This is a genomic window from Flagellimonas algicola, assembly GCF_005937185.1.
GTDB lineage: Bacteria > Bacteroidota > Bacteroidia > Flavobacteriales > Flavobacteriaceae > Flagellimonas > Flagellimonas algicola.
The window spans coordinates 360,057-386,266 of the sequence record NZ_VCNI01000001.1 but is presented as its reverse complement, the minus strand read 5'-3'; the positions used below and the strand labels follow the sequence as shown (position 1 = coordinate 386,266).

At 41.6% G+C, this 26,210-nt stretch carries 24 protein-coding genes; 17 read left to right on the top strand and 7 right to left on the bottom strand.

The window, feature by feature from the left end:
• Window positions 1-42: 42 nt before the first annotated feature.
• Window positions 43-3,219, bottom strand: coding sequence for a cytochrome c biogenesis protein CcsA (locus tag FGG15_RS01655; protein ID WP_138832549.1), 3,177 nt, complete (start codon window positions 3,217-3,219; stop codon window positions 43-45).
• A 153-nt stretch (window positions 3,220-3,372) separates the two neighbouring features.
• Here FGG15_RS01655 and FGG15_RS01650 point away from each other — a divergent pair, with 153 nt between their 5' ends.
• The 6 genes from FGG15_RS01650 to FGG15_RS01625 all read left to right on the top strand — a co-directional run bounded on the left by FGG15_RS01650 (window position 3,373) and on the right by FGG15_RS01625 (window position 10,672).
• Complete coding sequence (locus FGG15_RS01650; protein WP_138832547.1) at window positions 3,373-4,134, top strand: Rossmann-like and DUF2520 domain-containing protein; 762 nt, start codon at window positions 3,373-3,375, stop codon at window positions 4,132-4,134.
• The gene (locus FGG15_RS01645; RefSeq protein WP_138832545.1) at window positions 4,118-4,645 is read left to right on the top strand and encodes a KdsC family phosphatase; all 528 of its coding nucleotides are present in this window, start codon (window positions 4,118-4,120) and stop codon (window positions 4,643-4,645) included. Before FGG15_RS01650 ends, FGG15_RS01645 begins: the two co-directional genes overlap by 17 nt.
• Window positions 4,638-5,237: a Maf family nucleotide pyrophosphatase gene (locus FGG15_RS01640; RefSeq protein WP_138832543.1), complete on the top strand. Its 600-nt coding sequence runs from the start codon at window positions 4,638-4,640 to the stop codon at window positions 5,235-5,237. The genes FGG15_RS01645 and FGG15_RS01640 overlap by 8 nt, the downstream gene beginning before the upstream one ends.
• Window positions 5,238-5,271: 34 nt before the next feature.
• Window positions 5,272-6,219 (top strand): septum formation inhibitor Maf, encoded by a 948-nt coding sequence (locus FGG15_RS01635; protein ID WP_138832541.1) that lies wholly within the window; start codon window positions 5,272-5,274, stop codon window positions 6,217-6,219.
• Between the two features lie 105 nt (window positions 6,220-6,324).
• Window positions 6,325-8,856 (top strand): PIG-L family deacetylase, encoded by a 2,532-nt coding sequence (locus tag FGG15_RS01630; RefSeq protein ID WP_138832539.1) that lies wholly within the window; start codon window positions 6,325-6,327, stop codon window positions 8,854-8,856.
• Window positions 8,857-8,965: 109 nt separating this feature from the next.
• A complete protein-coding gene (locus FGG15_RS01625; protein WP_138832537.1) occupies window positions 8,966-10,672 on the top strand; it encodes a sodium:solute symporter family protein in 1,707 nt (568 codons plus the stop codon).
• 44 nt (window positions 10,673-10,716) lie between these two features.
• Here FGG15_RS01625 and FGG15_RS01620 read toward each other — a convergent pair whose 3' ends face one another.
• Together FGG15_RS01620 and FGG15_RS01615 are read right to left on the bottom strand one after the other, a co-directional pair.
• Window positions 10,717-11,562, bottom strand: a complete 846-nt coding sequence (locus FGG15_RS01620) for a DUF2911 domain-containing protein (protein ID WP_138832535.1) — start codon at window positions 11,560-11,562, stop codon at window positions 10,717-10,719.
• Window positions 11,563-11,651: 89 nt separating this feature from the next.
• A complete protein-coding gene (locus FGG15_RS01615) occupies window positions 11,652-12,815 on the bottom strand; it encodes a T9SS C-terminal target domain-containing protein (RefSeq protein ID WP_237561717.1) in 1,164 nt (387 codons plus the stop codon).
• Window positions 12,816-12,941: 126 nt separating this feature from the next.
• Here FGG15_RS01615 and FGG15_RS01610 point away from each other — a divergent pair, with 126 nt between their 5' ends.
• The 6 genes from FGG15_RS01610 to FGG15_RS01585 all read left to right on the top strand — a co-directional run bounded on the left by FGG15_RS01610 (window position 12,942) and on the right by FGG15_RS01585 (window position 19,513).
• Window positions 12,942-13,439 (top strand): SRPBCC family protein, encoded by a 498-nt coding sequence (locus FGG15_RS01610; protein WP_138832531.1) that lies wholly within the window; start codon window positions 12,942-12,944, stop codon window positions 13,437-13,439.
• Between the two features lie 53 nt (window positions 13,440-13,492).
• Window positions 13,493-14,800, top strand: coding sequence for a cryptochrome/photolyase family protein (locus FGG15_RS01605; RefSeq protein WP_138832529.1), 1,308 nt, complete (start codon window positions 13,493-13,495; stop codon window positions 14,798-14,800).
• 110 nt (window positions 14,801-14,910) lie between these two features.
• The gene (locus FGG15_RS01600) at window positions 14,911-16,338 is read left to right on the top strand and encodes an amidohydrolase (RefSeq protein ID WP_138832527.1); all 1,428 of its coding nucleotides are present in this window, start codon (window positions 14,911-14,913) and stop codon (window positions 16,336-16,338) included.
• A 7-nt stretch (window positions 16,339-16,345) separates the two neighbouring features.
• Complete coding sequence (locus FGG15_RS01595; RefSeq protein ID WP_237561716.1) at window positions 16,346-17,239, top strand: VOC family protein; 894 nt, start codon at window positions 16,346-16,348, stop codon at window positions 17,237-17,239.
• A 59-nt stretch (window positions 17,240-17,298) separates the two neighbouring features.
• Window positions 17,299-18,306, top strand: a complete 1,008-nt coding sequence (locus FGG15_RS01590) for a pirin family protein (protein ID WP_138832525.1) — start codon at window positions 17,299-17,301, stop codon at window positions 18,304-18,306.
• A 22-nt stretch (window positions 18,307-18,328) separates the two neighbouring features.
• A complete protein-coding gene (locus tag FGG15_RS01585; RefSeq protein ID WP_138832523.1) occupies window positions 18,329-19,513 on the top strand; it encodes a tetratricopeptide repeat protein in 1,185 nt (394 codons plus the stop codon).
• A gap of 2 nt (window positions 19,514-19,515) precedes the next feature.
• Here FGG15_RS01585 and FGG15_RS01580 read toward each other — a convergent pair whose 3' ends face one another.
• Window positions 19,516-19,707 carry a hypothetical protein gene (locus FGG15_RS01580; protein ID WP_138832521.1) on the bottom strand — a complete coding sequence of 64 codons (192 nt, stop codon included), beginning with the start codon at window positions 19,705-19,707 and terminating at the stop codon, window positions 19,516-19,518.
• A 162-nt stretch (window positions 19,708-19,869) separates the two neighbouring features.
• Between FGG15_RS01580 and FGG15_RS01575 the strand changes: the two genes are divergently transcribed.
• The 4 genes from FGG15_RS01575 to FGG15_RS01560 all read left to right on the top strand — a co-directional run bounded on the left by FGG15_RS01575 (window position 19,870) and on the right by FGG15_RS01560 (window position 22,419).
• Complete coding sequence (locus tag FGG15_RS01575; protein ID WP_202619516.1) at window positions 19,870-20,079, top strand: helix-turn-helix transcriptional regulator; 210 nt, start codon at window positions 19,870-19,872, stop codon at window positions 20,077-20,079.
• 263 nt (window positions 20,080-20,342) lie between these two features.
• On the top strand, window positions 20,343-21,203 hold the full coding sequence (locus FGG15_RS01570) for a polysaccharide deacetylase family protein (protein ID WP_138832519.1): 861 nt from the start codon (window positions 20,343-20,345) through the stop codon (window positions 21,201-21,203).
• Window positions 21,204-21,436: 233 nt separating this feature from the next.
• The gene (locus FGG15_RS01565; RefSeq protein WP_138832517.1) at window positions 21,437-21,814 is read left to right on the top strand and encodes a nuclear transport factor 2 family protein; all 378 of its coding nucleotides are present in this window, start codon (window positions 21,437-21,439) and stop codon (window positions 21,812-21,814) included.
• On the top strand, window positions 21,814-22,419 hold the full coding sequence (locus FGG15_RS01560; RefSeq protein WP_138832515.1) for a carboxymuconolactone decarboxylase family protein: 606 nt from the start codon (window positions 21,814-21,816) through the stop codon (window positions 22,417-22,419). Before FGG15_RS01565 ends, FGG15_RS01560 begins: the two co-directional genes overlap by 1 nt.
• Here FGG15_RS01560 and FGG15_RS01555 read toward each other — a convergent pair.
• Window positions 22,416-23,225 (bottom strand): apurinic/apyrimidinic endonuclease family protein, encoded by an 810-nt coding sequence (locus FGG15_RS01555; RefSeq protein WP_138832513.1) that lies wholly within the window; start codon window positions 23,223-23,225, stop codon window positions 22,416-22,418. The two genes, FGG15_RS01560 and FGG15_RS01555, sit on opposite strands and share 4 nt — an antisense overlap.
• A gap of 3 nt (window positions 23,226-23,228) precedes the next feature.
• Entirely contained in the window at window positions 23,229-23,939 is a 711-nt protein-coding gene (locus FGG15_RS01550; protein WP_138832510.1) for a phytanoyl-CoA dioxygenase family protein, read from the bottom strand.
• A 93-nt stretch (window positions 23,940-24,032) separates the two neighbouring features.
• Here FGG15_RS01550 and FGG15_RS01545 point away from each other — a divergent pair, with 93 nt between their 5' ends.
• Window positions 24,033-24,896 (top strand): AraC family transcriptional regulator, encoded by an 864-nt coding sequence (locus tag FGG15_RS01545; protein ID WP_138832508.1) that lies wholly within the window; start codon window positions 24,033-24,035, stop codon window positions 24,894-24,896.
• On the opposite strand, the gene murA is transcribed toward FGG15_RS01545, so the two are convergent.
• Complete coding sequence (gene murA / locus FGG15_RS01540; RefSeq protein WP_138832506.1) at window positions 24,893-26,200, bottom strand: UDP-N-acetylglucosamine 1-carboxyvinyltransferase; 1,308 nt, start codon at window positions 26,198-26,200, stop codon at window positions 24,893-24,895. The genes FGG15_RS01545 and murA overlap by 4 nt on opposite strands.
• Window positions 26,201-26,210 lie beyond the last annotated feature (10 nt).

The window sequence follows — 26,210 nt, the reverse complement described above, 5'->3', positions numbered from 1 at the left end:
AAAGATGCAATTTTTTTTGAAAGCGCAATGGGGCGCCCTAAATTATTTGGCATAATTTACTTTATACCTCCACAAGCTAACACCTCCCAAAATAAATACACTCAGCACGGTATACCATATAAAACTTGGGGTTATGACTTGTTCTCCGCTGGCATAGCTATGCAGACCTACTAAATAAAAATTCACTCCAAAATAGGTCATCATAATACTGGCAAAGGCAATTATACTTGCAAAGTTAAAGGTCCACCTACCCCGCAAACCAGGAACCAAACGCATATGGAGGACAAAGGCATAGACCATTATGGAAATTAAGGCCCATGTTTCCTTTGGGTCCCATCCCCAATAACGACCCCAACTCTCATTGGCCCATTGACCACCCAAAAAGTTGCCAATGGTCAACATTACAAGTCCTACGGTTAAAACTATTTCATTAATAAGCGTCAGTTCTTTTAAATTCAGTTCCATCCGCTCTTTATTCTTTTTGGTGGTCAGAATAATCAATATCATGCAAACAACACCTAAAATCATACCTACTGTTAATGGGCCATAACTACCTACAATTACCGAGGTATGTATCATTAACCAATAACTATCCAAAACAGGAACCAAATTGCCAATGGTAGGGTCTATCCAATTTTGGTGCGCAAAAAACAATAACATTGCACATACAAAAGCTGCTGCGGACAAGGTCAAAATGCTTTTTCGTACGAAGAGCATCCCCATGCCCATGGTCGCCCAAGCAACAAAAAGCATACTTTCATAAGCATCGCTCCATGGTGCATGTCCCGAGATATACCACCTAAGAATTAAGCCCACCGTATGCCAAATAAATAAAATGATTATGACTCCCTTGAGTGCATAAGACATTGCTTTCCAAATCTCCCTATCCTTAAAAATTTGACATATGAGAATAACAAACAGTAACAGTCCAATGATGCCGTAATACTGGTACAATCGATTGAAAATGTCCAATTTGTTATAGACAACTTCAGTCTCTATCCTTTTTTCACTAGGAAGCACCTCTAAGCCATGATTTCTCTGGTTTTGCTTAAAGGCAGCCAACAATTTGTCAGGTTGAGAATAATCCCCTTTAGCAATTGCCGTTCTAAGCGTGCCCAAATAGTAAGGCATTGAATTTTTTATGAAATTGGCATACAAGGAATCCGAAACTTGATATTGTCCTCCCCTATACGCTACAGCAGAAATCCATTTGTTGTTTTCATCATTCAATAGCGGAAATATCTTAATGATTTGTCCACTCAAGGCTTGATCCAAAAGACTCAGACGAATGTTGGCATCTTTTAAATCCTGTTGAAATTTATTCGGGCTAAGCGCCGTGGTTGCTTCATCTAAAAACGGTCCCAACTTGTAGGTACCCTTGTTATCAAAAAAGTCGGTTGCCTTAACAAATTTTTGGGTCTTGGGAATACCTAGTACATTGCGAATACTATCGTTCTTTCCTTTTTTATCAACTGCAATGAACTCTGCATTGTACCAAGCAGGAGGATTGAGCATCATGGATAAAAAGACTTGATCAGAATTCATATCCCCAAACTTGTCTTTTAGACTCAATTTGCGCAGCAGCTCGGAAGAAAACGTATTGATAGGCTTCATCCGCCCTCCCTCATCTTGTATCACCAATTTTCCAAAAGCCTCTGCATGTTCCTCAGAAACAACAGTACTTTGTAATATTGAGTCGATTTCTGTTTGCGTAGGCATTGCCGTATGGTCATGACCGTCATCTGCGGTATGTTCCTGGGAAATTGCATTGAGGGTGCAAAGAATAGCAATAAGGGTAGCTAGTGATTTCTTTTTCTTCGATACTTTTTTTAAGGAAGCGGTTAAATCTCTAAATCGTGTTTTACCAAAGAACATGATACCCATTAGACCTGTGTATAGAAGAAAGTACCCAATATAGGTTATCCATGTACCCCAAAAGTCATGATTGACCGAGAGTACGGTACCTTTTTCATCCGGATGGAAACTGGCCTGGAAAAAGCGGTATCCTTTATGATCCAGTACATGATTCATAAAAACGTCATAGTCAAAAGCACGTTCATCATTTACCGTAATCTTGCTCATAAAAGACGCATATCCGGTTTCGGTTCCCGGATATTTTTCAGCAATAAAGTCATTCAGCTTTATGGAAAACGGAAGTTCATAGACCTTGGAACCATAACTCAGACTAAAGTCCAATCCCCCTACCCTTATCTTATCTGAAAAGCTAGACGTACCCTTACCACCTAAAAGTGTTTTTTTTACAGTTTCCCCGTTTACCGAAATGGCAACCACCAAAGCATCCAGGGATTCCTTGGTGACCTCTTTCCTGGGCATCTCCACTATACCATAACTTCCCCTAACCAAGGGTTCCGGGATTACAAACTGCATGCCTGCCATGGAATAAAGTGAACGCAACTGCAATAGCTGTGTAGTATCCTTGGCAACTTCCCCTTGGAATTGGTCCGCCATCCGCATAAATCGACCTTCAAAAGGAGAACTTATATGATAGGATTCTCCATCAGAAAGAATATTAATCGCTCCATCGGTTAGGTTGTTCAAAGCAAACAGCACGTTATGTATACTAGCTACCTTCCCGCTTTCCAAATAGTGTTCATGTCTTTGTCCATCTCCGGACTCAACAATCTTCAAATACTGATTTCCATTCTCATCAGGAATCAACCCTTCCTTGGCCCCATCAATGAAATTGACATAGGAAATGGTGAACGGTTGTCCATTAAAATCCGATTTCCATGGTAATCTTGACCGCATACCTTCTTCCGTAATCAAAAGGTCATCCTCCAAAATCCTGCGCTTCGTTTCTCCGTTGATATCGCCATCTACAAAAGCGGTCAGATACGTCTTGTCCGAATAAAAACGGTTTTCGGTAGCTCCTTCCCTTATGGGCATTACCCCTTCATAACTAATGTATCTTGTAACGAATGCTCCAATGATGATCAAAATCCATGAAAGGTGTAATGTCAAGACCGGCCATTTTTTCCAACTAAGGAGTTGGTAGCGAAAGATATTCCCAATAAAATTGATCATGAAAAACACCATTATGGCTTCAAACCAGGTGGCGTTGTAGATGTAAATTCGTGCGGTTTCAGTACTATACCAACTTTCTACAAAAGTACCAATGCCCATAGCTGCTGCAAACAATAAAAAAAGTACAGCCATAAGTTTAGTGGAAAAGAGGGTCTTTTTAAGGAGGTCAATCATCTGACAGGACGTGATTTTAGCTTGCAAAATTAAGCTATTTTCCAATCAAAATATCCCAAGATTCCCATAAATCGAAATACCTAAATCCATTGAACGTAACAACAAATTTGGAATATTGTCAGCTTCGATATAATACATTCTTATTTTTGTGCCATGATTTCCGTCGTGATTTTGGGAACCGGTAATTTGGCCCAGCATTTGTGTCAAACTTTTAGCAAAACCGATTCCATTCAATTGATTCAGGTCTACGGTAGGAACCAAGGCAATCTGCGGTGGTTTTCCAGCTATACGGAAGTATGTTCCGAACCCAAGGATATAGCAAAAGCCGATGTTTACCTTATTGCGGTTAGCGATCAGGCTATTGAAGAAGTTTCCCATCACTTGCTGGATAAAAACGGGGTCGTGGCCCACACTTCAGGAGCTACCCCAATTAATGTCTTGTCTGCTAAAAATCGTGGTGTTTTCTATCCCTTGCAAACCTTTACCAAAGGTAAATCCGTGGATTTTGATTCCATTCCCATTTGTCTGGAATCGCAAAGTGAAGAAAGCTTAGGGGTTTTACAAGATTTGGCTCAGGCCATATCTTCCAAAGTCCATCTTATAGATACAGAACAACGCAGGCAACTTCATCTTGCCGCAGTTTTTGCCAATAATTTTACCAACTACCTCTATGGTATTGGCGAAGCTATTTGCCACAGGAACAAGATCTCATTTGATTTGCTAAAACCCCTGATTCAAGAAACGTCAAATAAAATTACATCCCTAACACCCAAAGAAGCCCAAACAGGCCCGGCTCGCAGAGGTGATGAAAAAAGTATGAACCAACATTTAAGCTTGATAAGCGATCCCAGTGAACAAGAAATCTATCGCTTATTGAGCAAAGCCATAAAAACCAAATATGAAAAAGAACTATAAGGAACTACTCCATCAGATTTCCACTTTTGTTTTTGACGTAGACGGAGTTCTTACGGATGGGTCGGTGCTTGTGACCACAAAAGGGGAAATGCTGAGAAAAATGAATGTCAAGGATGGCTATGCCCTGAAGACCGCATTGACCAAGGGATACAAGATATGTGTTATCTCGGGCGGTACCAATCCTGGTGTTAAAGAACGACTTAAAGGTTTAGGGGTGACCGACATTTATTTGGGAGCACATCATAAACAAGAACCTTTGGAAGAATTTCTTGACATAAATGATATAGATCCAAAGACGGTGCTTTATATGGGAGATGATCTCCCGGATATCCCACCCATGAAAATGGTTGCTTTGGCTACATCTCCACAAAATGCAGTAGTAGAGGTCAAAGCTATTTCCGACTATGTTTCCCATAAAAATGGTGGTGATGGCTGTGCTCGGGATATTATTGAACAGGTATTAAAAGTCCGTGGGGATTGGAACGACAATTACAGTGCAAGCAATGATTGAAAACCCGCTTAAAGAAAAACTCAAAGACCATAAATTGATTTTGGGTTCGGGTTCCCCAAGACGCAAGAAATTTTTGGAAGACTTGGGATTGGACTTTGAGGTAAGGCCCAAATCGGTGGATGAAATTTATCCGGAAGAACTTCAGGCCAGCCAGATTTCGGAATTTTTGGCCGTTTTAAAAGCGGAACCTTTTAAGGATACTTTAGAGCCTAATGAAATTGTGATTACTTCGGATACTGTGGTTTGGCATAAGGAAACGTCCTTGGCCAAGGCTCCTAACCTGGAAGAAGCCATGCACATGCTGCAAACGATGTCTGGTGATTGGCATGAGGTGATTACTTCGGTATGCTTTACCACGGCAAAACAGCAAAAAGTGGTTAGCGCTACCACCCACGTAAAGTTCATGGATTTTAGTAATGAGGAGCTCCAATATTACATAGAGCAATGCCAACCCTTTGACAAAGCAGGGGCCTATGGAATTCAAGAGTGGATTGGGATGGTTGGAATTTCGGAAATCCAGGGTTCTTATACCAATGTAGTTGGTCTACCTACCCATTTAGTTTACAAAACGTTAATGCAACTGGTTTCCTAGCTATTCATTCGTAACTTTAAAGAAATTTACTGCCATGAAAAACGTGTACAAATTTACTTTTTTGGGGATTTTGAGCGCTTCAATCATCTATTCCTGTGTAGATGCCACCAAGGCGTCCAACAAAGAAAATCCCCTGAATGCCGAAAAGGCGGTTGCGAAGCCCAAAAAACCTAAAAAGAAGTTGTCCGAAGACTTTAAATCCTACTGGTACTCTGGAAATGCGGAAATAACTTCGTACAAACTGGAGCAGGCCCGTTACGGTGAACTTAGGGACGGAACAGCTGTTTTAATCTATGTTACCGAACCCTTTTTACCAGAAAAACAAGTAAAAGCAGATGGCAATAATCAAGGTAATGTATCTGTTCTGAAACTTAACGCCACCAAAAACTATCTCACCGGAATCTATCCCTATTCGGTGATGAGCAGTACTTTTTATCCTGTTTACGATAATCAGCATGCAATCAAGACCAGTCTATCCATGCAAGAGTGGTGTGGACACGTATATTCCCAAATCAACAATAGAAATGATTTTGAATTCACCTCGCACTCCTATTTTGAGTCCGAGGCTGACCAAAACCTCAACTTGCGGAAAAACATCCTGGAAAACGAAATTTGGAATAAAATTAGAATCAATCCACAGGATTTACCTGTAGGTGAACTCCAAATAATCCCGTCCCTTGAATTTGCCCGTCTACGACATAAACCCTTAAAGGCCTATGATGCCACGGCGGAAATTGCGCAAGGTGAAGGTTTGACCACTTATACCATCAACTACCCTGAACTAGAGCGTAGCTTGGCCATTACTTTTACCACCGATTTTCCACATAGCGTTGAAAGTTGGACGGAAACCTTTAAAAGTGGGTTTGGTCCCAAGGCCAAACAGATGACCACGAAAGCTACCAAGTTAAAATCCATTAAAACAGCCTATTGGGGACAAAACAGTAATGATGACATGGTCTTAAGGGATAGTCTAGGTCTATAAATCACCTATTTTTATGCTGTCTATGGCTTGTTAAAGATGTTCTAAATTGCATTTGGGCTGGGGCTAATCTTTCTATATTTGGCGCAACCACCAAAATAATCAGGTATGCAAAAATATTGGGTTGGCTTATTAAGCGTCATTTGCTTTTCCACAGCTTTATTTTCCCAAGCACCGGACAAACCTTCTTCAACGGAAATTCATCACAAACTTCAGAAACTGAACTTCTTGGGAACCGCCCTTTATGTAGCGGCGCATCCAGATGACGAAAATACCCGATTGATTTCCTATTTGTCCAATCACGATAAGGCCAGAACAGCCTATCTTTCCATTACCCGTGGCGACGGAGGACAGAACTTAATTGGTTCCGAACTTCGGGAACTTTTGGGCGTACTGCGAACCCAGGAACTTCTAGCGGCTAGACGTATTGATGGAGGGGAACAATGGTTTACCCGGGCCAATGATTTTGGGTATTCGAAGCACCCAACGGAAACCCTTAAGATTTGGGACAAGGATAAAGTATTGGGTGATGTGGTATGGGCTATTCGGAATATTAAGCCAGATGTTATTGTTAATCGATTTGACCACAGAACTCCTGGAACAACACACGGACACCATACTTCCTCAGCTATGCTGAGTGTGGAAGCTTTTGATTTGGCCAACGATTCGAATGCTTATCCGGAACAATTGGAATTAACCTCAACCTGGCAACCCAAACGTGTATTTTTTAATACCTCGTGGTGGTTTTATGGGAGTAGAGAAAACTTTGAAAAAGCAGATAAATCCAAAATGCTGAACTTGGATGTAGGGGTATACTATCCTGAACTGGGTTTGTCCAACAACGAAATAGCATCCATGGCCAGTAGTTCCCATTTATGCCAAGGTTTCGGAAGAGTTACTACAAGAGGTAGTCAAGACGAATATGTGGAACTGTTGAAAGGTGATCTTCCGGCTACCAACAATTTATTTGATGGAATCAACACCACTTGGTCGCGGATTAAGGGTGGTAAAGCAATTGGTGATATCCTTTATAAAGTGGAGGAAAACTTCAACTATTCCAATCCCTCAGTCCACGTTCCAGACCTCGTTCAAGCGTATCAATTATTGCAAGCAGTTGAAGACGAACATTGGAAAAATTTAAAATCCGAAGCGCTACAGGAACTTATCCTTGATTGTGCTGGATTATATATGGAGGTTAGTGCTGATTCAGGTTCAACAACCGTCGGTGATCAAGCCAAGCTCAATATAGAAATAGTGAATCGAAGTACCCAGCAAATCAAACTTCAGGAAGTTTCGGTTTTGGAATCCACAGAAAAATTGGAACCCAATCTTGAGTTGTCCAACAACAAAAAAGAAACCTTGAGCTTGGATATTTTGGTCAATAATAATCTAGGAAACTCCAGTCCTTATTGGCTAACTACTCCTTGGAGCCTTGGTATGTACAAGGTTTCGGATCAAAATATGATAGGTAAAGCAGAAAATCCAAGCGCATTTACGGCAAACTTTAGCTTGGATTTCTCTGGGTCTACAATCGATTTCAAAAAACCGATTATCCATAGGTATTCCAAACCAGATAAAGGGGAATTATATGAGCCCTTTGCGATTCTTCCCCAAGTAACCTCCAAAATTTCGGAGGAGGTATTGATCTTCTCTGACCCTACTTCCAGAGATGTATTGGTGCATGTACGGGCTGGTAAAAACAATGTCTCGGGAACACTGGAGCTCCAACATCCCGAAGGATGGGTAGTTTCCCCAAGAAATTCTCCCTTTTCCATAAATCAAAAGGGACAGGAACAAGCCATTGTTTTTAAAATAACCCCCCCTGCTGGGGATCATGAGGGTAAGATCAAGGCCGTAGCCCATCTTGAAGGACAGACATTTGATCAAGAACTTGTTGAAATCGCCTATGACCATGTTCCCAAACAATCTATCTTACTTCCTGCAGAAGCCAAAGTGGTCCGGATGAACATCCAGAAATCAGGTGAGCATATAGGATATATCATGGGAGCTGGAGACAAAGTGCCGGAAAGCTTAAAGCAAATTGGCTATCAAGTCCATACTATAGACCCCAATGATATCCAAAGTGGGTCGTTGGACAAATATGATGCGGTAGTAGTTGGGATTAGGGCCTATAATGTAGTGGAATCCCTAAAATTTAAACAACCTGTTTTATTCGAATATGTCCAAAATGGTGGTAACATGATTGTTCAATACAACACCGCTGGTAGATGGAGCAAGCAGTTTGAAAACATTGCGCCCTATGACCTTACCCTTTCTAGAGATCGTGTAACGGATGAAAACGCAACAGTAAGTATCATTGCCAACAATCATTCCTTGGTCAATTTTCCAAATACCATTAAAGAAAGTGATTTTGACGGCTGGGTACAGGAAAGAGGTCTCTACTTCCCAAAAGAGTGGAGTCCTGAGTTCACCCCTGTACTCTCCATGACGGATGAGGGCGAGGAGGCCAAAGAAGGAAGCCTGTTGGTTGCCCCCTACGGAGAAGGCCATTACATATACACAGGTTTGAGCTTTTTCAGGGAGCTTCCGGCTGGGGTTTCAGGTGCATACAAACTTTTCGCCAACATGTTGTCCATAGGTAAGAGCGAAGTCAAAACGGATAGTAATGTCAAAGGATAACATGGAAAATAAATGGGTTTGGAAACGGGAATACTCCATTGTATTGCTGCTCAACTTCATTTACATTTTGATTTTCTACTTCATCATGACCCTTAATACCTAAACCTTAATGGGGATATTAGATTGGATTGTTCTGGGCAGTACGCTGCTTTTTATTGTAGTCTACGGTGTATGGAAAACCCGTGGAAGTAAAAATGTGGAAGACTATGTTCTTGGCGGAAATGATGCCAAATGGTGGACCATAGGATTGTCCGTTATGGCAACCCAAGCCAGTGCCATTACCTTTTTATCTACTCCTGGGCAAGCATTCCATGATGGGATGGGCTTTGTACAGTTCTATTTTGGATTGCCCTTGGCCATGATTGTCATCTGTTTGGTCTTTATTCCCATCTATAGAAAACTTAAGGTCTATACGGCCTATGAAATGCTTGAAGGTCGATTTGACCTGAAGACAAGGTCATTGACTGCCATTTTGTTCTTGGTTCAAAGAGGGTTGGCAGCTGGAATTACGATTTTTGCTCCGTCCATTATCTTATCAGCTGTATTGGGCTGGGACTTAAGAACCTTAAACATCATTATTGGCATCCTGGTTATTATCTATACCGTTACTGGAGGAACCAAGGCAGTAAGCGTCACCCAAAAGCAACAGATGTTTATTATCATGGTGGGCATGTTTTTCGCTTTCTTTTTCATTTTAGGTTCCCTTCCCAACGGGGTGTCCTTTGGTGAAGCCCTAAAAATTGCCGGAGCCAATGACAAGCTCCAAATCTTGGATTTCAGTTTTGACACCAACAATAGGTACACTTTCTGGAGTGGTATTACCGGAGGATTCTTTCTGGCATTGGCCTATTTCGGAACGGATCAAAGCCAAGTGCAGCGCTACTTATCCGGAGAATCGGTTCGTGAAAGTCAATTAGGATTGATTTTTAACGGCATCTTCAAGATTCCAATGCAATTTTTTATCCTTTTGGTGGGAACCATGGTTTTTGTTTTTTATCAGTACAATGCCTCCCCGCTTAATTTCAATCCTGCTGCTACCGAAGCCGTAAAAGAATCAAAATATGCTGTGGATTATGAGCTTTTGGAAGAGGGGCATTTGGCCTTGGAGCAAGAAAAGAAAAAAGCGCAAGAAAGCTTCTCCTCTGCCCTTGCATTGAAGGAATACAATGCCATTCAGCAGGCCGAATTGGATATCATGAAAATCAACCAACGGGAACGAGCCAATCGAGATGCTGCCAAAACCCTTATTGCGCAAGCGGATGGTTCTGTTGAAACCAACGACAAGGACTATGTTTTTATCCATTTTATCCTAGATAATTTACCTACGGGGCTTATTGGATTATTGCTGGCTGTGATCCTTTCAGCAGCAATGTCCTCCACTGCTTCCGAATTGAATGCATTGGGAACCATTACGGCTTTGGATTTGTACAAACGAAACAACAAGGAGGAAAAGGATCCAAAACATTATGTTTTGGCCACCAAAGGATTTACATTGTTATGGGGGATTATGGCCATCATCATTGCCTGTGTGGCCAACCTTTTTGACAATCTGATTCAATTAGTAAACATTATCGGTTCCATTTTCTACGGGAATGTATTGGGTATATTCATGTTGGCCTTCTTTGTTAAGTTTGTAAGGGGTAATTCTGTTTTTGTTGCCGCTATTGTAACCCAAGTCATTGTGATTATCGGTTGGTATATGGACTGGATGTCGTATCTGTGGCTTAATGCCTTTGGTTGTGCTTTGGTCATTGTCTTGGCCATTGTAATCGAGAGTTTTGATGGTTTGCTAGGGAAACCTCCAGTCAAGACATAAAAAAACCCACGCAAGCGTGGGTTCAAAATCTTAAGTGAAAGCTACTAAAGTGCTCCCCATTCCTTTAAGGAATCCTTATTCATTTTTACGTAATCTCCATTACCAGCTGCTTCAGCTTTGGTCAACGATTGTTTTGCCGATTCAATAGCTGCTTTTTTGTCACCTGCCTTGGCGTAGATCAAAGATTGTTGGCGCAACTGCCAAAATCTTGGATTGTCGGTCATGGACATGGCTTTTTCCATCCACTCTTTGGCTTTGTTAATGTCTTTGCCCTCATTCAAATAGTAGACTGCAGCCGTGTAATATTCCCCGAAACCAGGACCTGCCAAAGTTTTTTCAATGGACTTCATCACAGTAGCATCAGCTGGAACTCCAAACGGAACCGCTACATAGGTGTTTTCCCAAATGAAACCAAGGTTAGCACCTGAAGTTTTCAAGTCATCAATGCTAATGGTAAAGGTTTCCACAGCCATGGGCATTTTATATACCGGAGAAGTGGTTTTTGCAACCACCTTGCTATCATCCCAATCGCTGGGTACGCCACCACCCTGGGTGTCGGTATAAAAGAATACCTCCCAGTTTTCAGCAGAAGGCTTTGTGAAAATGGAATAGGTTCCAGCTTTTACATCCTGACCCGCAATGGTCACATCAGTACTAAAACTGATTTTGGTATAGTAGTTGGCCCCTGTTCTCCACAACTTATTGTAAGGCACCAAATCACCAAAAATGGTTCTGCCACGCATGGAAGGTCTGGAGTAATCCAAGGTAACATCGGTCAAGCCCACCTTTTGCTTAAGTACAGAACTTGGACTTGGCGCAGGAGTGTCTATCTGTGCTTCCATGGAAACCGTTAGGAGTGCTACAAATACAAATAATGCTAATTTTTTCATTTTTAAATAGTGTTTTAGATTCGTTAGTATAACAAAGCTAAATATTAAGGGAGGTTGGGCTTGTTAAGAAATCCATAAAAGAAATCGGACTATTTTATGATAAAGGGTTTCGCAATTCTCCCACTCCTGAGATGGAATGATATGAAGTAAATTGAAGGTTGCAAAAAAGAGGTGTCAATAGAGCCCTGAGGTTTGGAATTAAAATCATGAACCAAAATCTTCTTTCCACCAAGATCAAATATAGCATATCCAAAGAGATCTGTTCCTTCATTCAAATTATAGTCAAGGGTCAAAGTGCCCATGGGCTGATACAAGATAAGGTCCTGTTCCCTTTCACCCCCGGTAGGTGATTCAGGTTCAGGTTTGGGGTTGGGGTCTGGATCTGGTGTAGGCGCTTCAGAAAAAGTCAATGAAAACAGACTAGACGGTACCGAAATTGGAGGTATGAGTCTTCTAACCTGCTCAGAACTTAGGTAATAGGTATTGTTGAATTGTGTCACCCCTTCAATCTGATTTATACCTATATTCAATGATGTCTTGGCTATTGTCCCAGAAAAAATAGCAGGTTCTTGGGGTTGTTCCGCTTGTACCAAGAAGGGCATCAATAGTTGTGAATATCCCACCAAAACGAGCTGCTCGGTATCGGCATCATAAGTAGCTCCAGTAATCAATCCGTCCACTTGATATGTATCTAAACGGACTGCACTATGGGTTCCCGGGGTGCTGGGAATTCGATAGGCAACAGTCCCCAAATCTTTCCATTGTTTGGTAAAAACTATAAGATTGTCATCGTACTTAACCATGGCCTCCGCATCCCAATTGCCAAAAGAATCCGAAGTAAAATTGGTTTGGTCCTCATAAGAAAAGTGTATTTCCTCGGCAAAAACCGTGTTTGAGGTAAGATAATCTGATTTTGTAATTCTATAAATCGTCAAATCGGTCCGGTCTCCTTTGCTATTACCAAAATCCCCTATATAGATGTAATTTGAATCCTGGGTTAAATCTTCCCAGTCTATGTTAGTTGCGTTGGTCAAGGCCACCGTCCTAATTATAGAACCATCCGCCGGGTCAAGTTCATAAAGTGCTGCATCACTACCAGAATCATTATGGCTAATTAATTTGCCGTCAAAGTATATAAGTCCGGAGGTCTCGTTGATGGTCCCAGGTAAATCAGCAATCTTTTCCAAGCTAATTTGCCCATGTGCTGCGGATACTAGCAAGAAAGACAAAAGTATTTGACATAAACATTTCATTGCAGTCAACCTTTAATTATATCTTCCAAGTTACAATTTTGGTATAATATACTGTTAATCAATCGAGTTGGTATTTTGTTTAACTTTTTTATAATCATGTTAAACATTTTTAGTATCTTTGATATTATGCAATTACATAAGCTCCATTCAAAACAGTTTCTTCCCATCAGTTTGATGGAAGCTTGGGAATTTCTTTCCAATCCTGAAAATCTCAGTTCCATTACCCCATCACACATGGATTTCAAGATTCTTTCGGGTACCGATAGGCCAATGTTTCCAGGTCAAATCATTTCATATACCGTTAGACCCTTCCCCTACTTCAAGGTGCGTTGGGTAACCGAAATTACGCATATGGAACATGGTCATTATTTTGTGGATGAGCAACGCCGTGGGCCTTATGCATTTTGGCATCACAAACATTTTATCAAAGAACACGGAAATGGTGTCCTAATGGAAGATATTGTGGATTACGCACTGCCTTTTGGGTTTATTGGTGAATTGATGCATTCTCTATTTATCAAACGGCAACTGAACCAGATTTTTGAATATCGCAAGCAAAAGCTGGAAAATTTATTCGGTGAACCCCAAACCGACGACCAATTCTTGGTTTTAAAAACTGTTTAGCACTTTACCCCGAAAGTTATATCGCTAAGCCAACCAATTGTTAATTCGTACTAATGAGTGAGTCCATTGCCATATTTTGGTTTAGGCGTGACCTGCGTCTGGAAGATAATACAGGCTTATACCATGCCCTTGAAAGTGGATTGCGTGTATTACCTATATTCATATTTGACACCGAAATATTGGATGCACTGCCCAAAGCCGATGCCCGGGTGACTTTCATTCACGACCAATTGTGTCAACTAAATCGTGAGTTAAACAACCATCATAACAGCGGTATTGGTATTTACCATGGTAATCCCACGGAAGTTTTTGACGCACTACTCAAAAAGTATCCAATAAACTCGGTATTCACCAACCATGACTACGAGCTTTATGCCGTAAAACGAGATCAAGAAATTAAGGACTTACTACATCAGCATAAGGTAGCTTTCAAAACCTATAAAGACCAGGTCATTTTTGAAAAGGACGAGATACGTAATGGAGGTGGACTCCCCTACAAAGTTTACACGCCTTATAAAAGACGGTGGATGGCGCTTTTCAATCCATCTGTACATTTAAAAAAGTACGATTCCGATAATATCCACAAGTTCTATGAATCAGAAGGACTTCCGTTCCTTGATTTGGACGCTCTTGGTTTTGAACGTTCCAAGATGCAAGTAGCGGATTTTATTCTGGATGAAGGTATAATCAACAACTACGAGGAAACCCGAAATATTCCATCCTTGGATAAAGGTACTTCCCGACTCGGCCCCCATTTAAGGTTTGGAACCATATCCGTCCGAGAGGTTGTGCGGGCAGCCATAAAATCAGAAAACAAGACCTTTTTAAGCGAGCTTATTTGGCGTGAATTTTTTATGCAGATTCTATGGCACTTTCCACACACCGTCACCAAAGCTTTTAAACCCAAATATGATAATATTTCATGGCGAAACAGCGAAGCCGAGTTTAATCTTTGGAAAACAGGAAAAACCGGGTATGTACTGGTGGATGCTGGTATGCGGCAACTAAATTCCACAGGATACATGCACAACCGGGTTCGGATGGTAGTGGCCAGTTTTTTATGCAAACATCTGTTGATTGACTGGCGTTGGGGAGAAGCCTATTTTGCCCTTAAACTATTGGACTATGAATTGGCCAGCAATGTGGGCAATTGGCAATGGGCTGCAGGTTCCGGGGTAGATGCCGCTCCCTATTTCCGGATTTTCAATCCCACACATCAGCTTACCAAATTTGATGCACAAGGGAAGTATATTAAAAAATGGGTGCCTGAATTTCAAGAACTTAGCTATCCCCCAGAAATGGTGAATCATCAAATGGCCAGAGAGCGCTGTCTAAAAGTGTATAAAGCGGCGGTCGGTTAATGCTTTTTCAGTATTTTTAGTATTCGTTTATATCCTAACGGATAGACCATCTTTTTAGCTTGGGACTACCAGCTGAAATTTACCATTGGACTAATTCAAATATCACTATAATGAAACAACTCTCTACCCTTGTGTTACTTGGTTTGCTTTCCGTAAGCCTAAATGCACAAAAAATGAATTCCACTAAAAAAGCCATTGTGGCATCCGTGGAAAATCATAAAGAAAATCTAATCCAAATAAGCGATTCCATTTGGGCCTTGGCCGAAACAGCTTTCAATGAATCCCAATCTGCAGAAGTTCTTGCGGATTATGCTGAAAAAAAAGGACTTAAAGTCACTCGTGGCGTTGCTGATATTCCCACTGCCTTCACCGCTACCTATGGCTCCGGTAAGCCGGTCATTAGTGTTTTGGGTGAGTTTGATGCCCTTCCCGGCCTGTCGCAAAAAACAGTGCCTACCAAGGATCCCAGAATCGATGGAGCTCCGGGACATGGGTGTGGCCATAATATGTTTGGTGCTGCTAGTTTGGGTGCCGCCATCGCTATTAAAGAACAAATTGAATCTGGTAAACTCCAAGGCACCGTTAAGTTTTTGGGTACCCCTGCCGAGGAAAAGTATTTTGCCAAGGTTTGGATGGTAGAAGCTGGACTCTGGGACGATGTAGACGTAAACGTGAGCTGGCATCCTGGAGCCAATATTGAAGCCGATGTACAAAGTGGATTATCCCTTATTGATTTTATCGTGGAGTTTTATGGTCAGGCAGCTCATGCCTCAGCCGACCCTTGGAACGGACGTAGTGCCTCTGATGCACTTGAGCTTTACACTACCGGAATGAACTATTACCGTGAGCATATCAAACCTACCTCTCGTATCCATTACCATATACAGGATGGTGGACAGGTCGTGAATGTGGTTCCAGATTATTCCAAAATTTGGGTAAGGGTTCGTGATCCCAAAAGAAAAGTAATGCTTCCCACCTATGAACGGGTCAAGAAAATGGCCGAGGGCGCTGCCATCATGGCCGATGTGGATTATAAAATCTCGTTGGTTTCTGGAATTTACGAAGTACTTGTAAATCGTGCAGGAGGTGAAATCATGCAAAAAAACTTGGAATTGCTAGGGCCAATCACCTATACCGAAGAAGAAATTGCTTTCGGAAAAGGTATACAAAAAGCCACCGGAAAACCTGAAGTAGGCATGGACAGTAAGATTGAACCTCTAAGGGAAACGGAAAAGAATCCTGGAGGTGGTTCTACTGATGTGGGGGATGTAAGCTGGAATGTTCCCAACATCAATCTTAGTGTTACCGTGGCTCCCAAAGATACGCCTTGGCATTCTTGGGCGGTGGTAGCCTGTGGCGGAATGAGTATTGGACATAAAGGAATGGTCTACGCCACCAAGGCTATGGCCATGACCATGGCAGATCTATTCGAAAATCCAAAACTGGTAACTAAGGTCAAGGAGGAATTTAAAACCCGAAAAGGGGATGAAAAATACGAGGCCATGATAGATGGTCCTCCCCCTATTGGAAACAACTAAAAACCAAATGAAAAAAATCACATTGTTAAGCCTGCTTTTTGCAGGCTTACTACACTTGCAAGGTCAGGAAAACCACTTATCCATGTTTGACCCCTTTATTGGAAAAACTTGGAGTGCGGAAGGAAACTGGGGAGATGGTTCAGTCTTTAAGCAAGACATTACTTTTAGATACGACATAAACAACGTGCTTGTAATTGCAGAGGCCGATGGGCATACCAACCAAGAACGGACTACCTACGGCCCCAGGAATCATGGGATTCGTAAATATGACAAAGATTCTGGAACTATAAAGTTCTGGGAATTCGATGTTTTTGGAGGAGTAACCAAAGGGACTGTTGTAGCCAAGGGCAAGGATTTAATTTATACCTACGATTATGGAAAGTCTGTGGTGACTGATATTTGGGAGTACGTTGATGACAACACCTATAATCTGACCATCGGAAGTTATGACAATGGGGAATGGAAACAGGTGTATCTGAAAACCCAATTTAAAGCAGTTCCCAAAGCTGGTTTTGACTTTAAGTTTGACCATAAGGCCATCCCCGTAAAGGACATTGGGACTATGGGTGATTATTACCGGGATGTTCTAAAACTGGAAGAAATCCCGTTCCCAGGAAACAATCCCAATCGTCGTTGGTTCCGCATTGCCGGACATACCCAATTACATTTGATTAGGGAAGAATTTAAGGATTTTGAAAGGGATAAGAGCTTGCACCTATGCCTGTCCACCCAAAACTTGGAAGACCTCATATCGCATTTAAAAGAAAAAGAAGTGCCCTTTTATGATTGGAAGGGAAAAGAAGGACGCATTAGCGATCATCGCACGGATGGCGTTCTTCAAATATACCTCCAAGACCCTGAGGGCTATTGGATTGAAATCAATGACGCAAAACACAATTAACCCTAGCTGAGATCTTTCGCTCACGCTCAAGAAGACAATAGAACCAAATAAAAAAAGCTATGCCAGATCCTATTTTACAAACTTTCCCCTTGGGTTTCCCTTGGCAGACCCAAGACCCATTTTTATTCTGTGTGTACCATTTGGATCATTACCCAAAGGGTAACGGAGAATTGGGCCCGGATCCAAAACTGTTGGAGGGTAGAAATATCGGTAACGATTTTACCATTAAAGATGGGTGGCGCATGTACCACGGGCAGACCATTCCAGGTTTTCCATACCACCCCCATCGCGGATTTGAAACCATCACCATAGTCAACAAAGGCTTTTGCGATCATTCCGATTCCTTGGGCGCTGCTGGGCGCTTTGGTCAAGGCGATGTGCAGTGGATGACGGCAGGCCGTGGCGTACAACATTCCGAAATGTTCCCTTTGCTCAACACAGATAAGGACAATCCATTGGAACTGTTCCAAATTTGGTTGAACCTGCCCAAGGCCGATAAATTTGTGGAACCCCATTTTAAAATGCTTTGGCACGAGGATATTCCCGTTATTGACGAGGGCAATGCACATGTAAAAGTAATTGCAGGCAACTACAAGGGCACCCAAGCCAATGACCCGGCACCAAATTCCTGGGCGGCCAAAAACGAACACGAAGTGGCCATTTGGAACATTCATGTGGATGCGGAAACGGAATACACCTTGCCCAAAATAGGCTCCTTGGCTACACGGACACTTTATTTTTACGAAGGTTCCGAAATTTTTATTGGCGACCGAAAGGTGAATCCCAATTTTGGAATTGCGTTAGATCCATTCCAAGAAGTAACCATCAAAATCGGTTCTGAGAAAGCCCATTTTTTAATGTTACAAGGGCAACCTATAGATGAGCCCGTGGCCAAATATGGCCCCTTTGTAATGAACACCGAAGAGGAAATCCAACAGGCTATGGAGGAATACCGTCTGACCCAGTTTGGTGGCTGGCCCTGGCCCTACCCCGATAATGTGCATGATCAGGATAAAGGGCGGTTTGCCCAATACCCAGATGGGAGTTTGGTGGAGAAAACTAAATAAATGTTGAATGATTTAAATATTTATGCCCAATAACATCAGAACAATTTTGGACAAGCTGAAAATTTTCAACCTTTTTTTCCTAGTAAATATATCGGTTCTGCTCGGTCAGAATTCCCAAGAAAATATGCTCTATGTGGTGGATTCAGTACCGATAATTGAAGAACCAAAAGAGGGGTTCGGAACTTTAACCCAAGAGCAAATAGATCGTGTTGAGACCCTAAAAGACAAACAACACATCGCCAATTTGGGCTATCCCAATTTAGATGGAATAATATATGTGTTCACAAAAAAGTATGCTCAGAGACCTGACAGTATTAAAACCATTCCTACCACCAATCTAATGATCAAAACAAACGGAGTTTGGTATTTTAAAGACAGCCAAGAGCCATATTCAGGTCGGTTTATAGACTATTATCTGGATGGTTCAAAACAGGGAGAGGGTACCCTCTTCAATGGTAGGCTTAAGGGCAAACGTTTAATGTATCACCTCAATGGTAATATATCGGATGAAATAGAATATGAACATGGAATTTCCAATGGATTGGAGCAACATTTTTCGGAAGATGGGACATTGATTCAAAAGGGAATCATGAAAAATGGTAAAAAAATAGGTGTTTGGGAAATGTATCATCCCAATGGGCAGCTTAAACAACAATCTACTTTTGATGAAAATGGAAACATGGATGGCACATCCGTCTCCTATTATTCAACAGGGGAACTAAAAGGTAAAGTCACTTATAAAAATGGAGTTTATCAAAAAAATAAGGACACCGATAAGGTATATGAAGCTTATAAACAAGGACAGAACTATTATAAACAAGGCGAATTTAAATATGCTATAAAGAAATATTCGAAGTGTATTGAGGTCAAACCAAATTGGGTCGATGGCTATTTCGCTAGGGGAACGGCATTTCTGAACAATTTAGAATTTGATAAAGCGATTCTGGACTTCAATAAAGTCTTGGAGATAGAACCCCATTTCACCAACGCATATGCCAATCGAGCCTTTGCCCTCATCAGAAAATATGAGTTTCAAGACAACCGAGCTTTAATGAAAACCAAAGAGGTGACAGTTATGACATCTAAATCAGCCGAAATTCCTGAATCCGATTTGAATAAAATCTGCAAGGATATTGAAAAAGCCATTTCGTTAGGTGACAATAATTGGATGGTTATAGAAGCTCTGGGAAAGTATTGCCCTGAATAAAATCACCTTTTACCATTATTTAAGCTGTATTTCTCCTTCAACTCCAAAACCTCCTCCCGTAACTTCACATTGGTATGGTGCAAGATTTCGTTTTGCTGTCTAAGGGAAATAAAAAGTCCGTGCAGCATACTTAGATTTTTCTGTTGGGCATCCACAAGGGCTTGTAAATCGGCCTTGGTCATTTTTTTGCGCATAATATTTGATTTGGGATATTTTTTAAATATAGTAATTAATTAACTTTATATGTATATTTTATTATTTTTAATGTTTAATTATGAATTTTAAATGTTAATTATAATGTGAATTCGAAAATTCTGGAGGATGTATATTTAGAATCCCAAGTGTAGACTTCCTCTATGGATAAAATAAATTACAATCGCATTAAAGCAGTACTTGCAGAGAAAGATGTGACCTCCAAAGCGTTGGCAAAACACCTAGATAAAACTGAGCAGACCGTATCTCGTTGGTGCACAAATGATGTACAACCTTCGGTTGAAAATTTGTACCAGATTGCAAAATTCCTTGATGTGGATATCAGGGAGCTTCTTGTTTCTACAAAATCCTAATTCATCGCAATACAATTCCAACAGGTCTGTTAGCACAATTTTTATCAAGCTAAAAGAAGGATTTATTAAACTGAAAAATAAATGATATGAAAATGAAATCAGAAAATTATCCTTATGGGGACAAAGCTCTTGTGAAATTGAAGATGGAAATTGAAAAAGGACTTAATAGTGGGATAAGCAAGCGGACAATAAAAGATATCATTGCCTCTAAACAAGCATTGAGATAATTCAAAATCCATAATTCATCATTCAAAATTAACCGAATGAACCTCGCCCAAAAATTAGGTTACCCAGCCAACACCAAACTTTTGATGATTCATGCTGATGACGCTGGACTCTCCCATTCAGAGAATATGGCCACAATGCAATCTTTGCAAAATGGTCTTGTAAACTCCTGTAGCATTATGGTGCCCTGCCCTTGGTTTTACGAAATGGCGCAGTGGACAAAACAAAATCTTCAGTTTGACCATGGGGTGCACCTTACCCTCACTTGCGAATGGGAAAACTATAAGTTTGGCCCCGTGTTGCCCGTTTCTGAAGTACCTTCCCTGATAGATTCCAATGGGCATTTCTATAAAAAAAGGGAACAAGTTCGGGAACATGCCACCGCCGAAGATGTCCGCAAGGAACTCACCGCCCAAATTGAAAAGTTCCTCGCCTACGACCTCTCCCCTTCCCATTTGGATTCGCACATGTATAGTGTGGGAAGTCGCCCTGATTTATTTGAAGTCTATAAGGAATTGGGACTGCATTACAAGCTTCCTGTACAGCGTAGTCGTGAATTATCCGATATGGTGGGCCTGAATGAAGGTAGTCCGATAAAACCCGAGGCTATTCCAGTGGACAAAGTCCACATTGGGGATATTTCGTATTTTGAAAAGGGTCAATTGTGGGACTATTACGCAGGTGTTTTTGATGACTTGGTAGAAGGCTTCAACGTAATCTTGATTCATCCAGCTTTTGACGAACAGGAAATGCAGGGGGTTACGGTGAACCATCCTAACTTTGGTTCGGAATGGCGACAGATAGATTTTGATTTTTTTACCAGCGATTTTGCCAAGGCTCAAATTGCCAAGGATGACATTCAATTGATCAATTGGACGGATATTAGAAATATTCTTTGACAGCTTATTTATTGAAATTCGTCAGTTTGAGTGATTTTTTCAGTTTATCGCTGAAAAAATTGTATCGGAAACAAGAATTTTATATGGCAAATCCCTCATTCTCGATACTTTTCCTTTGGAAAAACTCGAACCTGCCCGTCCGGCAGGCGGGTTGACGAGCTTGGCCAAATGAGTTCTCGACACGATTTTCTATCAAAAACCTACTCGAACTGACGATATATAAACATATAAATATGGATTTAGAACAAAACAAACAAAACGCCATAGCCTTTTACAAAACCGCCTATATGGGCGACCCAAAAGGTGCGGTTGAGCAATATGTTGGAAAGGAATACATCCAACACAACCCAGATGTTGCCGATGGCACCCAAGGGTTTATCAACTATTTTGAACGGATGCAGGCTGAATATCCAGAGAAATCCATCGAATTTGTGCGTTGTATTGCCGAAGGCAATTTGGTCGCCTTGCACACCCACCAAACCTGGCCGGGCAATGACCAATACGTGACCATGGATTTTTTCCGATTTGATGAAAATGGAAAAATCTGTGAGCATTGGGATGCCATCCAGCAAATTCCAAAAGAATCCGCCAACCCCAACACCATGTATTAATGAGCTGGATCAAAGTTATCGGCTACGAGGAAGCCAACAAGGAACTCAAACGAATTTATGACCGGGTAAAAGGCCCCAACAACAATGTGGACAACGTATTGCTCATCCACAGCTTGCGACCACATACCTTGGTTGGTCACATGGCGCTCTATAAAAATGTGCTCCACAATTCCAACAACACCTTGCCCAAATGGTATTTGGAAGCTTTGGGCACTTATGTGAGCCATCTCAACCAATGTGATTATTGTTTTCATCACCATTTTGAGGGCTTTAAAAGGTTATTGGGTGATGATTCCAGAGCAGATACTTTCAAGGAATCTGTCCTTGGGAATACCCTTCCGGACTTCTTTTCCACCAAATTTTATGCGGGTAGCAGGTATGCCAAAAAACTTACCCTAAACCACACAGATATCACTGAGCAAGATATTGAAGGCCTACGGGAAGTAGGATTCACCGAAGGTGAAATCTTGGAAGTCAATCAAGTGGTCAGTTATTTTAATTATGTAAACCGAAGTGTCGTCGGTCTAGGTGTGGATACCCAAGGGGATATCTTAGGACTTTCACCCAACGACAGCGATGACCCCAACAATTGGAGCCACGCCTAATCCCATAAATCTTCGATTTCCTTTCGGATAAACTGGTTGATTTCCCATTGATCTCCCAATAATTCTTGTGTTTGTGGGTGTTGCAAAGCATACGGTAGCGGGCCATATTCGGGAGCGATGGTGATATACGGCCTTCCATTTGCTTTTGCGTTTTCCAACATGGCCTTCCACCAACTTTTAAATTGGGATAATTCTTCTTTGTAGGTATCAACCCTTGGGTCAATCACCTGAGGACTTTGGGAGGAACCTACCCGAGCATGGATGTGGTAGGTATGTTTGATAGCCAAACCCACAGCCTCTTGCTGGTTCTCTAATAGAGTTTCCGCAACGCAGCACCAATGGGAAAGGTCCGAAGTCAACTTTAAAGATGGAATTTCATGCAAATATTGCTTGCAAACATGGGCCGCAAATGGAAATCGGGACCGATGGGTTTCATGGGCAATGGGAACACCCGTTTCTTCCTCCACCTCATGGGCAAGTTTAATCAACTCCATATTCTGTTCAAAAGAAAAGAAATCCCGCCCTGTATGTGAATTGATCAACAAAGGCTTTTCCTCGGCCAAATTGAACAAATGCCGTTTGTACTCCTCTTCGTGCTTCTCAAAATCCACTTCCTGTGTCTGCCAATGCTGCCCCACAAAGTCCAGCTCAAAATCGGTTAACATGGCTACGATTTCTTTCTTTTCCTGACCCAATGGCAAATCTATTTCCACCCCGTTATAGCCATGTTCCTTGACGTTGTTCAAAAAAACTTTCCAATCCATGTGGGCACTGCCCCATCTTGGGTATATCCATTTTATTTCCATAGGCTATTTGTTCCGCACTTTTCGTTCCCCGGTATGATCCACTCCCTGCTCCCGCTCCAACTGGATCATTGCCTTAGGCCTGAAATTAAGGATTAATGCGCGCCTATGCGAATCTGTGGTGTTGCCTTTACTAAAATGAAGGGTAAAGCCATCATGAAACGTACAGCCCCCTGGTTTTAAAGGAATACATTCGGCATTTTTCTCATCTGCTTCGCATTGCAAGGCACCGCCTTCGGTGTAATGCTTATGCAGTAAAATAGTATCTCCATCTTTAGGAATGAACCACATACAGCCGTTTTCTTCGTAGACCTCATCCAATGCGATCCAACAACTGGCCGATCGTTTGTCAGGCATCTTTATCCAATAGGCGGCATCCTGATGCCAGGGTGTTGGGGTGTTGGTCTGGGGTGCTTTGTTGATAAGCATATCGAAATCGAGCTCCATATCCTCACCCAACATATCTTTTACATGATCCAAAGCCAGTTGATAGGAAATAGTTTCCGACAACTTAGGTTCAACCATACTTGGCCGCATAATCTGGGTGATTTTTTCAACGGTACCGCCTTCTCCCCCTCCTAAATCGCTACGTAAACCCATTGTACGCTCCTTATCATGTAGCAAATCATTATACAAGACCCTTAGATTCTCTACTTCTGAATTCGGAATTAAACGGTCCAGTTTGGTATAGCCTTGTTTTAAAAACAATTCTTTCATTGGTTTATGGTTTATACTTGACAATTCAAATTAACTGGGATTTCTGAAAAAAGTCTTCTAAATTCGTACGACCCTATTTTTTTATACAAATACATGCTAAATCAAACAAAAAAGCGTAAAGTGTTCCACCTACCGAGCTTGGGTTATCCTAGGTTTGTGGAGTTTGGTCATTATCACTATCGTAAGGTGGAACCAACGCTGGAAGCCCACCAGCACCAGGATGTTGTGGAAATTTGTTTTTGCATTCGAGGGCAGCAGTATTATGAATTGGGAGAGCACTTATTAAAACTACGAGGCAACGACATCTTAATTGTGCCTCCCAACCAGAACCATAGCTCTGGGGTTTATCCTGAAGATATTGGAGAATTGTATTGGCTCCAGATTCATATAAATCATGTCAAAGGACAACTTTGCCATCTACCCACAGTACAATCTGAATTTCTTATTTCAGCACTTCAAGACAAGGCTGGAGGTATTTTTAAAGGGGCACTGGTTCTTAAATCCCATTTGCAAAAACTGATCGGACAACTAGAATCGGAACAAACCACCTTGACCCAGCTTACTACCAACCAATTATTAATTCAGCTGCTGTTGGAAACTCTTGAATTATCTCAGACCACACAAATTGTAGTTCCTTCGGAAAGAGTTAAGATTATTGACGAATTTATTGCCGCAAATCTGCATCGGATCATTTACGTGGATGAGCTGGCTGAACTTGTGAATTTCTCAACGGCTTACTTTAAAAGCTGGTTCAAACAACATTTTGGTGCTCCGCCCAAAGCCTATATCAACCGATTAAAAATTGAACGAGCTAAAGAGGAACTACTAAAAAACAATACTATAACAGAAGTAGCTTACAATTTGGGATTCAGTACGTCCCAATATTTTGCAACTACTTTTAAGAAGTTCACCGGAATGTCACCCAAGGTGTTTAGGATGCGCGTTGAAAAGCCTTAAACCCTTACAATCTTGGCGCCTATGGCTCGTAGACGTTCGTCAATGTTCTCGTAACCGCGATCTATCTGCTCAATGTTGTTTATGGTAGATGTTCCCTTGGCGGACAAGGCCGCTATCAAGAGGGAAACTCCTGCGCGAATATCAGGGGAAACCATATTGGTGGCCTTTAGGGTGGATTTAAAGTCATGACCAATCACCGTAGCTCTGTGCGGATCACAAAGAATGATCTTGGCGCCCATATCCAACAACCTATCCACAAAGAACAAGCGGCTTTCAAACATTTTTTGGTGGATGACCACTTCGCCTTTGGCTTGGATGGCTACAACCAACAAAATACTTAATAAGTCAGGCGTCAATCCTGGCCATGGAGCATCCGCAATGGTCAAAATAGATCCATCAATATAACTCTGTACTTGGTATCCGTTTTCGTGCTTGGGAATATAGATATCATCTCCCCTGCGCTCCATCTGGATTCCCAATTTTTGGAATGCGTTCGGAATCTGACCCAAATCGTCCCAACTCACATCCTTGATGGTCAATTCGCTACGTGTCATAGCTGCTAAACCAATCCAGCTACCAATCTCAATCATATCCGGAAGCATAGTATGCTCGGTTCCTCCCAATTCTTCTACCCCCTCAATGGTCAAAAGGTTAGAGCCTATCCCAGAAATCTTGGCACCCATCCGGTTAAGCATTTTGCACAACTGCTGCAAATATGGTTCACAAGCCGCATTGTAAATGGTGGTTGTTCCTTCTGCAAGCACTGCAGCCATCACAATATTGGCCGTTCCTGTTACAGAAGCTTCATCCAATAACATATAGGCGCCTTTAAGCTTGTCTGCTTCCACGCCATAGAAATACTCCTCTCGATTGTATCGGAATTTTGCTCCTAATTTTATAAAACCTTCAAAATGTGTATCCAGTCGTCGTCTCCCAATCTTATCACCTCCAGGTTTGGGAATGTATCCTTTACCAAATCGAGCCAATAAAGGACCCACCAACATAATTGAACCTCGCAATCCGCGACCATCTTGTTTGAATTGGTCGGTCTGCAGGTAATCCAGATTAATGTCATCTGCCTTAAAGGTGTAGCTACCTTTTCCTTTTTTCTGGATTTTGACACCAAGGTCCTCCAACAGGGCAATAAGCTTGTTGACATCAACAATATCCGGAATGTTATTTATGGTAATCTTCTCTGCCGAAAGCAAAACCGCACAAAGAATCTGCAGTGCCTCATTCTTTGCCCCTTGGGGTGTTATTTCACCATGCAGTTGGTGCCCACCCTCTATTCGAAATGTTCCCATGAATACTTAT

Excerpts from the sequence above, each read along its gene's own strand:
- FGG15_RS01655 (WP_138832549.1), bottom strand. The coding sequence starts at position 3,219 with ATGATTGACCTCCTTAAAAAGACCCTCTTTTCCACTAAACTTATGGCT.
- FGG15_RS01650 (WP_138832547.1), top strand. The coding sequence starts at position 3,373 with ATGATTTCCGTCGTGATTTTGGGAACCGGTAATTTGGCCCAGCATTTG.
- FGG15_RS01645 (WP_138832545.1), top strand. The coding sequence starts at position 4,118 with ATGAAAAAGAACTATAAGGAACTACTCCATCAGATTTCCACTTTTGTT.
- FGG15_RS01640 (WP_138832543.1), top strand. The coding sequence starts at position 4,638 with ATGATTGAAAACCCGCTTAAAGAAAAACTCAAAGACCATAAATTGATT.
- FGG15_RS01635 (WP_138832541.1), top strand. The coding sequence starts at position 5,272 with ATGAAAAACGTGTACAAATTTACTTTTTTGGGGATTTTGAGCGCTTCA.
- FGG15_RS01630 (WP_138832539.1), top strand. The coding sequence starts at position 6,325 with ATGCAAAAATATTGGGTTGGCTTATTAAGCGTCATTTGCTTTTCCACA.
- FGG15_RS01625 (WP_138832537.1), top strand. The coding sequence starts at position 8,966 with ATGGGGATATTAGATTGGATTGTTCTGGGCAGTACGCTGCTTTTTATT.
- FGG15_RS01620 (WP_138832535.1), bottom strand. The coding sequence starts at position 11,562 with ATGAAAAAATTAGCATTATTTGTATTTGTAGCACTCCTAACGGTTTCC.
- FGG15_RS01615 (WP_237561717.1), bottom strand. The coding sequence starts at position 12,815 with ATGAAATGTTTATGTCAAATACTTTTGTCTTTCTTGCTAGTATCCGCA.
- FGG15_RS01610 (WP_138832531.1), top strand. The coding sequence starts at position 12,942 with ATGCAATTACATAAGCTCCATTCAAAACAGTTTCTTCCCATCAGTTTG.
- FGG15_RS01605 (WP_138832529.1), top strand. The coding sequence starts at position 13,493 with ATGAGTGAGTCCATTGCCATATTTTGGTTTAGGCGTGACCTGCGTCTG.
- FGG15_RS01600 (WP_138832527.1), top strand. The coding sequence starts at position 14,911 with ATGAAACAACTCTCTACCCTTGTGTTACTTGGTTTGCTTTCCGTAAGC.
- FGG15_RS01595 (WP_237561716.1), top strand. The coding sequence starts at position 16,346 with ATGAAAAAAATCACATTGTTAAGCCTGCTTTTTGCAGGCTTACTACAC.
- FGG15_RS01590 (WP_138832525.1), top strand. The coding sequence starts at position 17,299 with ATGCCAGATCCTATTTTACAAACTTTCCCCTTGGGTTTCCCTTGGCAG.
- FGG15_RS01585 (WP_138832523.1), top strand. The coding sequence starts at position 18,329 with ATGCCCAATAACATCAGAACAATTTTGGACAAGCTGAAAATTTTCAAC.
- FGG15_RS01580 (WP_138832521.1), bottom strand. The coding sequence starts at position 19,707 with ATGCGCAAAAAAATGACCAAGGCCGATTTACAAGCCCTTGTGGATGCC.
- FGG15_RS01575 (WP_202619516.1), top strand. The coding sequence starts at position 19,870 with ATGGATAAAATAAATTACAATCGCATTAAAGCAGTACTTGCAGAGAAA.
- FGG15_RS01570 (WP_138832519.1), top strand. The coding sequence starts at position 20,343 with ATGAACCTCGCCCAAAAATTAGGTTACCCAGCCAACACCAAACTTTTG.
- FGG15_RS01565 (WP_138832517.1), top strand. The coding sequence starts at position 21,437 with ATGGATTTAGAACAAAACAAACAAAACGCCATAGCCTTTTACAAAACC.
- FGG15_RS01560 (WP_138832515.1), top strand. The coding sequence starts at position 21,814 with ATGAGCTGGATCAAAGTTATCGGCTACGAGGAAGCCAACAAGGAACTC.
- FGG15_RS01555 (WP_138832513.1), bottom strand. The coding sequence starts at position 23,225 with ATGGAAATAAAATGGATATACCCAAGATGGGGCAGTGCCCACATGGAT.
- FGG15_RS01550 (WP_138832510.1), bottom strand. The coding sequence starts at position 23,939 with ATGAAAGAATTGTTTTTAAAACAAGGCTATACCAAACTGGACCGTTTA.
- FGG15_RS01545 (WP_138832508.1), top strand. The coding sequence starts at position 24,033 with ATGCTAAATCAAACAAAAAAGCGTAAAGTGTTCCACCTACCGAGCTTG.
- murA (WP_138832506.1), bottom strand. The coding sequence starts at position 26,200 with ATGGGAACATTTCGAATAGAGGGTGGGCACCAACTGCATGGTGAAATA.